Below are 11,972 nucleotides of genomic sequence, written 5' to 3'. Positions count from 1 at the left end.
AGTACCTGACCGATGCACCCACGCCCCGCCCCCTCGCTCCCCACCGGAGCCCTGTTCGGCGTCGCCTACTACCCCGAGTACCACCAGCGGGACCGGATGCTCGAGGACCTGGACCTGATGGCGAAGGCGTCGATCACGGTGATCCGCGTCGGCGAGTCGGTCTGGTCCACATGGGAGCCGGAGGACGGGCGGTTCGACCTCGAGTGGCTGGCCCCGGTCCTGGACGCGGCGCACGAGCGCGGCATCGCCGTCGTGCTCGGCACCCCCACCTACGCCGTCCCGCCCTGGCTCCAGACGGCCCACCCCGAGATCGCGGCCGAACGCCGCTCGGGCGAGCCCGTTCCGTGGGGCGCGCGCCAGGAGGTGGACTACACCAACCCGACGTTCCGGTTCTACGCCGAGCGCGTCGTCCGGCGCATCGTCGCCCGCTACGCGGACCACCCCGCGGTCATCGGCTACCAGGTCGACAACGAGCCCGGCCTCGAGCTCTTCCACAACCACAGCGTGTTCACGCGGTTCGTGCGCGGGCTCAAGCGGCAGTACGGCGACGTCGACACCCTCAACCGCGAGTGGGGCCTGACCTACTGGTCCCACCGTCTCGCGGACTGGAGCGAGCTGTGGCGTCCCGACGGCAACTCCTTCCCCCAGTACGACCTGGCCTGGCGGCGGTTCCAGGCAGCCCAGACCACGGAGTTCATCGCCTGGCAGGCACAGCTCGTGGGGGAGTACGCCCGCCCCGAGCAGTTCGTGACCACGTGCCTGCAGTACCCGCGCCGCGGGCTGGACGACCGCGGCCTGTTCGCCGCGCTCGACGTCACCTCCGGCAACCCGTACTACGGCATGCAGGACCGCCTGGACGCCTCCCTGGACAAGCGCCAGCTCAACTACTGGACCACGACCGGTGTGGCCGGGCTGTTCCGGCAGGCCGACCGGCTCTACTCCTCGAAGCAGGCGCGGTTCCTGGTCACCGAGACCAACGCGCAGGCGATCGACGACTCGTCGACCAACTTCCCGCCCTACCCGGGCCAGCTCAAGCAGGCCGCGATGGCGTTCGTCTCCCGCGGCGCGGCCATGATCGAGTACTGGCACTGGCACACGCTGCCGTACGGCGCCGAGACCTACTGGGGCGGCGTGCTGCCGCACAGCCTGGTACCCGGCCGCGTCTACGACGAGGTGTCCGCGATCGGCGCCGAGCTGCGGCAGATCTCGCCGCTGCTGGACGGGTACGAGCCCGACGCCGACGTGGCGCTGCTGTGGTCCAACCCGAGCCGGTACGCGCAGCAGTACATGCCGCCGTTCACGATCGACGGGACACCGGACGAGGAGTCCTTCGAGCACACCTTCGACGCCTTCCACGCCGCCGTCGTCGAGACCGGCCGCCAGGCCCGCATCCTGCACCTGGAACAGGCCGCCGAGCTGGGCGGCGCCGAACTCGCGCGCCGCTTCCCCGTGCTCGTCGCGGCCGGCCTCTACGTCACGACCGACGCCGAGCTCGACCTGCTGCGGGACTACGCCGCCCACGGCGGCCACCTGGTGCTGGGTGTGCGCACCGGCTACGCCGACCACGAGGCACGCGCCCGCGTCGCCGTCGCACCGCCCGGCCTCGACGCCGCGGCGGGTGTCTCCTACGAGGAGTACTCCAACCTCGAGGACCCGGTCCCCGTGACCGGCTCGCCCCGGCTGCCGGCCGCGGACGGTGCGTCCGGCCGGTACTGGGTCGAGGGCCTGCGCCCCGCCGACGGCACCACCACGCTCGCCGGCTACGACCACCCCCGCTTCGGCGACTTCGCGGCGGTGACCACTCACGCTCACGGCGCCGGGCAGGTGACGACGGTGGGCTGCGTCCCCGACCGCGAGCTCGCCCGCGCGGTGATCCACTTCGCCGCCGGACCGGCCGGGGCCGACACGGACAAGCCGTCGGAGCTGCCGGTCACGATCTCCTCCGGCACCGTGCCGGACGGACGGCGTCTCCGCTTCCTGTTCAACTGGAGCTGGGAGGCCACGACCACGACGCTCCCGGACGACGTCGTCGAGCCGGCCACCCGGGACCACTTCCCGGCCGGCAAGGAACTGACGCTGGAGCCCTGGGGCTGTCGTGTCCTTGTGTCCGACGAGGTCGCGACAGGCGACGCCACGACCGGCGCGACCGCAGGAGGTGCCCGATGACCACCCTCACCCGCAGCCCCGGCGTGACACGAACCTCGGTGCCGGCGATCAGGAGGCAGCGACGCCGCTGGACCGGCTGGCAGTTCACCTGGCCGTTCGCCGTGGTGTTCGTCATCGCCTTCATCGCACCGCTGGGATACGCCCTGTGGCTGAGCCTCTTCCAGAACCAGCTCGTGGGCGGTAACGCCTTCGTCGGCCTGGACAACTACGTCCTGGCCTTCCACGACCCCGCCTTCTGGGCGAGCTTCGGCCGCGTGCTGCTGTTCCTGCTGGTGCAGGTGCCCATCATGCTGCTGCTGGCCCTGACCGCGGCCCTGGCGATCGACAGCGCCCGCCTGTACGCGACCGGGTTCTTCCGCATCGTGATCTTCCTGCCCTACGCGGTGCCCGCCGTGGTCGCCGTGCTGATGTGGGGCTTCATCTACGGCGACAACTTCGGCCTCACCGCGAGCATCAACGACTGGCTGGGCAGCAGCGTCCTGGCGCCGTTCGCCCCGCAGTGGATGCTCGTCTCCATCGGCAACATCGTCACCTGGGAGTTCGTCGGCTACAACATGGTGATCTTCTACTCGGCGCTGAAGACGATCCCCACCGACCTGTACGAGGCGGCCGAGATCGACGGCGCACGAGGCTGGCAGGTCGTCAAGGCGATCAAGCTCCCCGCGGCCCGTGGCGCGATCGTCATCGCCACGATCTTCTCGATCATCGGCAGCTTCCAGCTCTTCAACGAGCCGAACGTGCTGCAGCCCCTCGCCAGCAACGTCATCACCAGCTCCTACACGCCGAACATGTACGCCTACTCGCTCTCGTTCGCCGGCCAGCAGTACAACTACTCCGCCACCATCGCGATCATCATGGGCGTCATCACCGCGGCGATCGCCTACGTGGTGCAGCTGCGCGGTTCCCGGAAGGAGGACCGCTGATGGTCCGCAACCGACGTGTCATCCACCCGCGGGCCCGCAGGCCCTTCTCGGTCACCCGGCCACCGAGGTCGACGGCCCTGACCCTGCTGATGTGCCTGTTCCTGCTCTACGCCCTGGTGCCGCTCGTGTGGCTGTTCGTCAACGCCACCAAGACCCAGGCCGACCTCTTCTCCTCCTTCGGCCTCGCCTTCGGCGACTCCTTCGCCCTGTGGGACAACATCGCCCGGACGTTCACCTACGACGACGGGATCTACCTGCGCTGGCTCGGCAACACCATGCTGTACGTCGTGGTCGGCGCCGGCGGCGCCACCCTGCTGGCCACCCTCGCCGGCTACGGGCTGGCCAAGTTCCGCTTCCCGGGGCGCGCCGGCTACTTCGCCGTCGTGCTCGGTGCCGTGGCCGTGCCCGGCACGGCACTCGCCGTGCCCACGTTCCTGCTGTTCAGCCAGATGGGCCTGACCAACACCCCCTGGTCCATCATCATCCCCTCCCTCATCAGCCCCTTCGGCCTCTACCTCATCTGGGTCTACACGATCGACTCGGTGCCCACCGAGCTCCTGGAGGCCGCACGGCTCGACGGCGCGTCGGAGATGCGCACGTTCTTCACCATCTCCGTGCGGCTGCTGCTGCCCGGCATCGTCACCGTCGCGCTCTTCACGATCGTGGCCACCTGGAACAACTACTTCCTGCCGCTGATCATGCTCAGCGACCCGAAGTGGTTCCCCCTGACCGTCGGGCTCAACCAGTGGAGCGCCCAGGCCGCCGGCGTCGCCGCCGAGCCCATCTTCAACCTGGTGATCACCGGCTCGCTCGTCGCGATCGTGCCGATCATCGCCATCTTCCTCTTCCTGCAGCGCTACTGGCAGTCAGGCCTCAGCGCCGGGAGCGTCAAGCAGTAGACCGCTGCGCGACCACACGGGCGTCACCGCAGTCGCCCGGCACGACGAAGTGAAACAAGGAGTCATCATGTCCCGCACCATCCGTCCGGCAGCCCGCCGGACCGTCGCAGCCCTGGCGACGAGTCTGCTCGCCGCAGGCCTGCTCAGCGCCTGCGGCGGCGCCACCTCAGGCGCCGACGCCGGCTCGTCCGACCCCCAGGCATCGCTCGCCGACCTGGACGCCGCGCTCGAGGAGGGCGGTGAACTGACCTACTGGACGTGGACGCCGTCCGGCGAGGCCCAGGCCGAGGCGTTCATGGCCGAGTACCCGAACGTCACGGTCGACGTGGTCAACGCCGGCACCGCCACCGACGAGTACACGAAGCTGCAGAACGCCATCGCCGCCGGCTCCGGCGCCCCCGACGTCGCGCAGATCGAGTACTACGCCCTCCAGCAGTTCGCGATCTCCGACAGCCTGGTCGACCTGAACGGCTTCGGCCTGGACAGCCTCGAGGACCAGTTCACGGCCTCCACCTGGGCCCAGTCCACGGTCGAGGGCGGCCTGTACGGCCTGCCGCAGGACTCCGGCCCGCTGATCCTGATGTACAACAAGGACCTCTTCGACGAGCACGGCATCGACGTGCCCACCACCTGGGACGAGTACATCGCCGCCGCCCGCGAGCTGCACGACGCCGACCCGTCGGTGTACATCACCAACGACGCCGGCGACCCCGGGTTCGCCCAGCCCCTCATCTGGCAGGCCGGCGGGCACCCCTACACCGTCGACGGCACCACCGTGTCCCTCGACCTGCAGGACGAGGGCACCCGGCGCTGGGCCGACATGTGGAACCAGCTCCTCGAACCCGGACTCCTGGCCGACATCCCCACCTGGTCCGACGACTGGTGGAAGGCCCTGGGCAACGACAGCCTCGCCACCATCGTCACCGGCGCCTGGATGCCGGGCATCCTCGAGGGCTCCGTCCCCGAGGGGGCCGGCAAGTGGCGCGTGGCCCCGATCCCGTCCTACGACGGCGACCCGGTCACGGCCGAGAACGGCGGCAGCTCGCAGGCGGTCGTCAAGCAGTCGGAGAACCCGGCGCTCGCCGCCGCGTTCGTGCGCTGGCTCAACAGCTCCGAGGACAGCGTGAACGTGTTCCTGGAGTCCGGCGGCTTCCCGTCCACCACGGCCCAGCTCAACGACCCCGACTTCCTGGGTGCCGCACCCGACTACTTCGGCGGGCAGAAGATCAACGAGGTCCTGGTGCAGGCCTCCGAGAACGTCTCCACCGACTGGCAGTACCTGCCCTACCAGGTTTACGCGAACAGCGTCTTCCCCGACACGGTGGGGCAGTCCTACACCGAACGCGGTGACCTCAACGACGGCCTGCTCGCCTGGCAGGACAAGCTCGTCTCCTACGGCAACGCCCAGGGGTTCACCGTCAACAAGTGAGACCTCCGCCCGGACCGGTCCCCGTGACCGGTCCGGGCGGTGCGCGGGGTACCACGACCCCGCGGCGGGACGGCCACCGGCGGCCGTCCCCGGGCCGGCCGCCGACGGCGACGACCGGCCCGGCCGAGCGTGCTCCCACGCCTCGGCGACTCGATCCCGATCACCCCGACGGAGGGGACATGACTCGAACGAGATCACGCAGAACCATCACCGCACTCCTGGTCGCGGCCGCTCTCACGGGCATCCCGGCGCTCGCCGCCCAGGCCTACGTCCCGACCCCGCAGACGCTCTACGAGCTGCCCTCGTCCGAGGCGTGCCTCAAGGGCCGGGGCAACTGCGCCGTGTACCCGAAGGCGGCCCAGCTCCCGAGCGGACGCCTGGTCGCGGCCTTCGAGCGGTCGACCGTCGCGCCGTCGGGCAGCGCCGACGGCCAGACGATGCCCATCCACGTCAGCGACGACGACGGCACCACCTGGCAGGCGCTGACCGAGGTGCCCGCCCCGGCCTACCTGTCCTCCGATCCGAAGTTCGCGCCCTACACGAGCAACTGGACCAGCCCCTACCTCTACGTGCTGCCGCAGGACGTGGGGACCCTGAGCGCCGGGACCCTGCTGCTGGCCAGTGTGGTCTCCGGCGACGACCAGTACTACCTGGAGCACAAGGCGGCAGACCCGAACTGGGTGCCGACCAACGACGGCGACCGCGAGAACCTCGCGATCGCACTGTTCGCCAGTACGGACGAGGGCGCGAGCTGGGACGTGCTCGACATCGTCGCCCGGGGCGGCTGGCAGGGCGGCTCCGCCGGCGCCACCGGTGTCAACGTCGCCGACGCGAACACCTATGACCAGGTCGACCCCGTCTGGGAGCCGTACGTGATGGTCCGCGACGGGCAGCTCGTCGTGTACTACTCCGACGAGAACGACTACGTCGGCTACGACCCCGCCACCGGCGTCGCGCAGCTCGACCCGGACAACGACACCGCCACCGACTCGCACGGCCAGATCCTCGCCCACCGCACGTGGGACGGGACGAGCGCGCCATGGAGCGACCCGGTCGTCGACGTTCCCGGCACGACGACGACCGCGGGCGGGAAGACGCTGATCGGCGGTGGCCGACCGGGCATGACCACGATCGCCCCGACGTCCGACGGCAGATGGCTGCTCACCTTCGAGTACTGGGGCGGTGGGACGAACACCCGGTTCAAGACCGCGAGCGACCCGCTGCGGTTCTTCGCCGACGGCGACGTCGACGGGACGGGGGTCGACACCCTCGCGGTCAGCAGCGGCTCGCACCGGCTGGCCACGGGCGGCAGCCCGGTGCTGATCCCCCTGCCCGACGGGCGGATCGCGTACAACGCGAGCGGCAGCGGGAGCGTCTGGGTCAACCGCACCGGGTCGAGCACCGGCACGTGGACGGAGTACCAGACCACGGTGGGCGCCGGGTACAGCCGGACGCTGCAGTACGTCGAGGGTACGGGCCGCGTCCACATCCTCCAGGGCACCTGGGGCGGCCCGAACGCCGACGCCGTCATCCGGTACGGCGACGTCGACCTCGGGCGCTCCGCCGGCGCGTACTACCAGCTCGTCAACCGGAAGACCGGCCAGGTCATCGGCACGGGCTCGCACAGCAACGACGCCAACCTCGGCAACGGCGACGTTCCCGACGTGGTCCTGGAGGCGGCGGGGTCGGCGGCCGACGGCGACACGCAGTTCTGGCACGTGCTCACCAAGGCCGACGGGGCCGTGACCCTGCTCAACAAGTCCGGCGGGCGCGCGGCGGCCATCTGGACCGGCACGGCGTCGGCCGGTCAGCGGATCGGCCAATGGGTGGACGACACCGAGTCCGGGATCTGGGACCTCGTCACGACGGGCGACGGGTACACCCGGCTGCGCGCGGCCGCCGATCCCGGCCTGTACCTGACCGGGGCGAGCGCCGGGGCGCAGCTCACGCTCCAGTCGGCGGCGACCGACGGCTCCCAGGACTGGACGCTCGTCGAGCAGCGCCCCGAAAGCCTGGTCAACGGCAACAGCGGCAAGTGTCTGGACGTGGACGGGTCCTCGACCGCCGACGGCGCCAAGGTCCAGCAGTGGGCGTGTCACGGCGGGAGCAACCAGGCATGGCAGGTCGAGGAGGTCGCCGGCGGATACGTCCAGATCGTCAACGGCAACAGCGGCAGGTGCCTCGACGTGGACGGGTTCTCGACCGCCGACGGCGGCAGGGTGCAGCAGTGGACCTGCACCGGAGGAACCAACCAGCAGTGGCAGGTCCAGGACCTCTCGGGCGGGTCCGTCCAGGTGGTCAACCGCAACAGCGGCAAGTGCCTGGACGTGAACGGGTTCTCGACGGCCGACGGCGCCAAGGTCCAGCAATGGACCTGTCACGGCGGGAGCAACCAGGCCTGGCAGCGCGTCCAGTCGTCCACGAGGAGAGCGCAGACATGACACCACGACGCCGTCGGCGGGGATCCCTCACCCTGCTTCTCGTCGCCCTGGCCGCACTGGTGCTGGGCGGCATCGCGACGCCGGTCCCCGCTGCCACGGCGGCACCCGGCTCGACCTTCCGGAACCCCGTCGTGGGCGCGCCCAACAGTGCCGACCCGTGGCTGGGCTACTACGAGGGCAACTACTACTACGCGGCCACGACGTGGACGGGCAGCATCTACCTGCGCCGGTCGTCCACGCTCGCCGGCCTGAGCAGCGCCGCCGAGACCCAGGTGTTCCAGATGTCGCAGCCGAACGCGACGTCGAACATGTGGGCCCCGAGCCTGCACCTGCGCGGCGGGCACTGGTACCTGTACTACTCCGCCGGGCCGAGCTCCTGCTGCGGCGGGCAGCGCCAGCACGTCCTGGAGAGCGCGGGCACGGACCCGATGGGCCCGTACACCTACAAGGGCAAGCTCGACCTCATGCCCGACGACGGCTGGGCGATCGACGGCAGCGTCATGACCGTCGGCGGGACCGACTACTTCGTGTACTCCGCCTTCCCGAACAACGGCAGCTTCTCCACCGGGGAGAAGCAGAGCCTCTACATCACGCGGCTGACCAACCCGTGGACCGCCGAGTCGGTCGGGACGCTGATCTCCGAGCCCGAGTACTCGTGGGAGACACAGGGCAACCCGGTCAACGAAGGCCCGTACGTGCTGCACCACGACGGCCGCACGTTCCTGACCTACTCGGCCAGCTACTGCGGGACGCCGGACTACAAGATCGGCATGCTGGAACTGACCGGAACGGATCCGCTGGACAGGAGCTCGTGGACGAAGAAGCCCACCCCGCTGTTCCAGCGCAGCGACGCCAACGGTGTGTACGGGCCGGGCCACCACTCGTTCTTCAGCTCGCCGGACGGGACCGAGGACTGGATCATCTACCACGCCAACTCCTCGTCGTCGGACGGGTGCGGCACCACGCGGACCAGCCGGGCGCAGCGGATCTCCTGGAACCCGGACGGCACGCCGAACCTCGGCGTCCCCGTCTCGACCTCGACGGTGCTGGCCGGCCCGTCCGGGGAGAACGGCAACCCCGGCGCGGTGCCGGTGCGGCGCCTGCAGTCCTACAACTTCCCGGACCGCTACGTGCGGCACGCGGACTTCGCCGCACGGATCGACCCCGACGTCAGCCCGGCGCTCGACGGCGAGTTCCGTCTGGTCCAGGGCCTGGCCGACGACGGCTCGCAGTACGTCTCGTTCGAGTCGGAGAACTACCCGGGCTACTACCTGCGGCACTACGACTACGTGCTGAAGCTCGAACCGAACGACGGGTCGGCGACCTTCGCGCAGGACGCGACCTTCGCGCAGGTCTCCGGGCTCGCCGACTCCTCGTGGTCCGCGTTCCGGTCATACAACTTCCCCGACCGGTACATCCGCCACTACGACTACAAACTCCGCATCGACCCGATCACCACAGCCCTCGACCGTCAGGACGCCACATTCCGGATCGTCGACTGACACCTCCGGCCCACCTCTCGTGCGAGCGGGGCGGATGCCCGCACGAGAGGCAGGCGCCCATCACACAGAACCTCCGGAACAACGCAGCACCGGGGACGGGGGCGCACGGTGGCGTGCCGGAAGCGTGACTCCCCGAAACGGTCCATTCCCCCTGGCGGGCGAGCGCCCTACAATCGATCGGGCCGGGTACGCGTGCCCGCTCGTCGATCGGAGTCACCTCATGTCGTTCGTCACCCGCGGTTTCTCCGGCCGGCGCCGGGACGACAACCCGCGTCTCCCACCCGGCCAGACCCTCGTGAACGACTGGCCGGTCCTCAGCGCCGGCCCCACGCCCCGCGTCGGCACCGCGGAATGGGAACTGACCATCAGCGACGAGACCGGCGCCGACCACCGGTGGAACTGGGACCAGCTCCTGGCGCTCGGCGTGGAGGACGTCACCGTCGACATCCACTGCGTCACCCACTGGACCAGGCTCGACATGGCCTGGCGCGGCGTCAGCCTCGACCGGCTGTTCGAGAACGTCGAGTCCGGGCACGACTTCGTCATGGCGCACTCCTACGGCGGCTACACCACCAACCTTCCCCTGGAGGACCTCCTGGACGGCAAGGCTTGGATCGCCACGGAGGCCGACGGCGAGCCGCTCGACCCCGAACACGGCGGCCCCGCCCGCCTGCTCGTGCCGCACCTGTACTTCTGGAAGAGCGCGAAGTGGATCCGCGGCCTGACGATGATGCCCGACGACGAACCCGGGTTCTGGGAGCAGAACGGCTACCACTTCTACGGCGACCCGTGGAAGGAAGAACGCTACTGGTGAGCGCACAGCCCCTGGCGCCGCCCGGCGCCGCCCGCCCGCGAGCCGCCTGGCACGCGGCGACAGTCACCGACGTGCGCCGCGAGACCCCCACGGCCGTGCGCCTCACGCTCGACGTCCCCACCTGGCCGGGCAGCGAGGCCGGCGCCCACCTCGACGTCCGCCTCACCGCTCCGGACGGGTACCAGGCGACCAGGTCGTACTCCATCGCCTCCGCGACACCCGGGGGAGTGGTGGTGCTCGCCGTCGACGAGGTGCCCGACGGCGAGGTGTCGCCGTTCCTCACCCGGGAGCTGCGCAGCGGCGACCAGCTCGAGGTCCACGGCCCGCTGGGTGCGTTCTTCGTCTGGCGCCCGGGACAGGACGACCGCCCCGTGCAGCTCGTCGCGGGCGGATCCGGCGTCGTCCCGCTCTATGCCATGGCGGCCGCGCACGGCGCGACCGGGGACGGCACGTTCTTCCGGCTGCTCTACTCGGTCCGGCGGCCCGAGGACGCCTTCTTCTCCGACGAGCTCGCCGCCCTGACCGGACCCTCCTTCGAGCTCGACGTCGTCTACACCCGCGCGGCCCCGGAGGGCTGGGCCGGACCCGTGGGCCGCCTCGACAAGGGGGCGCTCGCGGCCGCCACGATCCCGGCCTCGCACCGGCCGCGCCTCTACGTCTGCGGTTCGACGCGCTTCGTGGAGACGATCGCGACCTGGCTGCAGGAGCTCGGGCACGCGGCGGCGGACATCCGCACCGAACGCTTCGGAGGTCTCTGACATGTCTTCTCACCTCGACGGCAACGCGCTCGCGGGGGCACTCTCGGACGTGTTCCAGGGCGACGTGACCGCCGCGTCCGCGCGATGCGCCGGATGTGGGGCCGTGTCGGTGCTCGCCGAGGCCATGGTCTATCCCGACGCGCCCGGTCTGGTCGTCCGGTGCGCGTCGTGCGACCACGTGCTGGCCACGATCGTGGAGGCCGGCGACCGCGTCTTCCTGAGCCTGTCAGGGATGAGCACGATCGAACTGCGTCGCCGTCCCTGACGCCGGTGACCGGCCGGCCGGGAGCGGCGGTCCGCACGGTTCGTCGTGCGCGAGCGGCGCGGTAGGTCCGTGGCCGGTACCCGCTCAGCGGGTTTGCGGGCCGTCCTCGTCGTGGTCGTGCTCCAGCTCACCGGTCAGGGCCGCGACCGGCACGGTGCAGGAGTCGCCCTGCCAGGCCTCGGCGCCCTCCTTGACCGCGAACCCGGCGATCACCAGGGCGGCCACCGAGTCGGCCCAGGTCCAGCCCAGCAGGCTGTTGAGCAGGAGGCCCGCGAGCAGCGCGGCGGACAGGTAGGAGCAGATCAGGGTCTGCCGGGAGTCGGCGACCGCGCTGGCCGAGCCGAGCTCGCGGCCGGTACGGCGCTCGAACCAGCTCAGGAACGGCATCACGAGCAGGCTGACGGCGGCGAGCGCGATGCCGACGGGGCTGTGCTCCGGCTCGCGCAGACCGGTCAGGGCGAGTGCGGCATCCACGGCGACATAGGCCGCCAGGGCGAAGAACGAGACCGCGATGACCCGCAGTGCGGTCCTCTCGCGGGCCTCCGGGTCGGGTGCGGCGAACTGCCAGGCGACCGCCGCGGCCGACAGCACCTCGACGACCGAGTCCAGGCCGAACCCGACCAGCGCCGCCGAGGACGCGACGCTCCCGGCGCTCAGGGCGACGATCGCCTCGACGACGTTGTACGTGATGGTGACGGCCACGACCCAGCGGATACGCCGCCGCAGCACCAGCACGCGGGCGGGGACGGCGGCGGTCATGCGCCGGCTCCCTCGA

The 11,972-nt window shown here is 70.7% G+C and carries 10 protein-coding genes; 9 read left to right on the top strand and 1 reads right to left on the bottom strand.

The features are described 5' to 3' along the window. Positions 1 to 12: 12 nt before the first annotated feature. The 9 genes from HGK34_RS02740 (at position 13) to HGK34_RS02700 (ending at position 11,197) form a co-directional block, all read left to right on the top strand. Positions 13 to 2,166: a beta-galactosidase gene (locus HGK34_RS02740; protein WP_201845048.1), complete on the top strand. Its 2,154-nt coding sequence runs from the start codon at positions 13 to 15 to the stop codon at positions 2,164 to 2,166. Further along, the gene (locus HGK34_RS02735) at positions 2,163 to 3,089 is read left to right on the top strand and encodes a carbohydrate ABC transporter permease (RefSeq protein ID WP_201845047.1); all 927 of its coding nucleotides are present in this window, start codon (positions 2,163 to 2,165) and stop codon (positions 3,087 to 3,089) included. The genes HGK34_RS02740 and HGK34_RS02735 overlap by 4 nt, the downstream gene beginning before the upstream one ends. After that, entirely contained in the window at positions 3,089 to 3,988 is a 900-nt protein-coding gene (locus tag HGK34_RS02730; RefSeq protein WP_201845046.1) for a carbohydrate ABC transporter permease, read from the top strand. The genes HGK34_RS02735 and HGK34_RS02730 overlap by 1 nt, the downstream gene beginning before the upstream one ends. Before the next feature lie 67 nt (positions 3,989 to 4,055). Beyond that, positions 4,056 to 5,417: an ABC transporter substrate-binding protein gene (locus HGK34_RS02725; protein ID WP_201845045.1), complete on the top strand. Its 1,362-nt coding sequence runs from the start codon at positions 4,056 to 4,058 to the stop codon at positions 5,415 to 5,417. Between the two features lie 179 nt (positions 5,418 to 5,596). Then, entirely contained in the window at positions 5,597 to 7,858 is a 2,262-nt protein-coding gene (locus tag HGK34_RS02720) for an RICIN domain-containing protein (RefSeq protein ID WP_201845044.1), read from the top strand. Next, on the top strand, positions 7,855 to 9,360 hold the full coding sequence (locus tag HGK34_RS02715) for a family 43 glycosylhydrolase (protein WP_201845043.1): 1,506 nt from the start codon (positions 7,855 to 7,857) through the stop codon (positions 9,358 to 9,360). Before HGK34_RS02720 ends, HGK34_RS02715 begins: the two co-directional genes overlap by 4 nt. Positions 9,361 to 9,580: 220 nt before the next feature. Continuing rightward, complete coding sequence (locus HGK34_RS02710) at positions 9,581 to 10,174, top strand: molybdopterin-dependent oxidoreductase (RefSeq protein ID WP_201845042.1); 594 nt, start codon at positions 9,581 to 9,583, stop codon at positions 10,172 to 10,174. Next, the gene (locus tag HGK34_RS02705; protein WP_201845041.1) at positions 10,171 to 10,932 is read left to right on the top strand and encodes an FAD-binding oxidoreductase; all 762 of its coding nucleotides are present in this window, start codon (positions 10,171 to 10,173) and stop codon (positions 10,930 to 10,932) included. Before HGK34_RS02710 ends, HGK34_RS02705 begins: the two co-directional genes overlap by 4 nt. A gap of 1 nt (position 10,933) precedes the next feature. After that, positions 10,934 to 11,197 (top strand): DUF6510 family protein, encoded by a 264-nt coding sequence (locus HGK34_RS02700; protein WP_201845040.1) that lies wholly within the window; start codon positions 10,934 to 10,936, stop codon positions 11,195 to 11,197. Positions 11,198 to 11,281: 84 nt separating this feature from the next. Here the strand turns inward: HGK34_RS02700 and HGK34_RS02695 are convergent, their stop codons facing one another. Then, on the bottom strand, positions 11,282 to 11,956 hold the full coding sequence (locus HGK34_RS02695) for a cation efflux transmembrane domain-containing protein (RefSeq protein WP_201845039.1): 675 nt from the start codon (positions 11,954 to 11,956) through the stop codon (positions 11,282 to 11,284). Positions 11,957 to 11,972 lie beyond the last annotated feature (16 nt).

Source organism: Myceligenerans indicum, assembly GCF_016742955.1.
Taxonomy (GTDB): domain Bacteria; phylum Actinomycetota; class Actinomycetes; order Actinomycetales; family Cellulomonadaceae; genus Myceligenerans; species Myceligenerans indicum.
This window is presented reverse-complemented; position numbering and strand designations above follow the sequence as displayed.